The 727-nt window shown below is 72.5% G+C and carries 1 protein-coding gene; it reads left to right on the forward strand.

Translation table 11 applies throughout. The features are described 5' to 3' along the window. Positions 1-406: 406 nt before the first annotated feature. On the forward strand, positions 407-727 hold a 321-nt coding region (locus GJ693_RS16435), incomplete at its 3' end, for a hypothetical protein (protein ID WP_156257280.1).

The raw sequence follows: 727 nt of genomic DNA on the forward strand, positions 1-727 counted from the left end.
AGCCTTGCCGGCGGCAACATCTTTGACGCGCGCATCCACACCACCCGCGACGGCATGGCGATCGACAATTTCGTCGTGCTCGATCCCCTGGGCCGGCCCTTTGCCGAACAGCAGCAGATCGCCCGCCGCAAACGCCCTGCTGGCGACGGCCATGCTCGCCCGTCACCATCCGCATCTGCTGGCTCTGCCGGCCGTGCAGGCGACGCTGGCAGGGCCACAAGGACCCGGTTGGACACCGCGGGACACCAGCCACCCACCCCCGCCACCCACCGGCCACCGCCGCACAGCCGCCGGGGCCAGGCCGCACGCCGCTGCCAACAGCCTGCCACCGGAACCATGGCCGGAACCCCCTGAAATCACGCCACCATTGCCGCCACCGTCGCCAACCGCCGGCCAGCCGCCCGAAATGCGCCGTCGCCCACCGGACCCCGCCGCTCCCCAAATGGACGCGGCGTCCACTGCGCGGGCCACGCATCGCTTCACCTCAGACCACGCCGGCCTGTTTTTCCTGGTGCCCGCCTTCACCGCGCTTGGCCTCTACGGCGATTTCACCCAGCCGCAGGTCACCCTGCCCGGCCTGTCGCCCTTTGGCCTGCTCTGGTGGCTGGGCCGGCACTGGCGCGGCCGCGCCTTCCTCGCCGATCCGCTCGCCCCCTGGCTCCGGCACGCCGCCGGGCTGGGCAAGCGCGAAGCCGTCACCCGCTGGTTCCAGCCGCCCGACCCGGTG

The organism is Sandarakinorhabdus oryzae (genome assembly GCF_009733735.1).
Classification (GTDB): Bacteria; Pseudomonadota; Alphaproteobacteria; order Sphingomonadales; family Sphingomonadaceae; genus Sandarakinorhabdus; species Sandarakinorhabdus oryzae.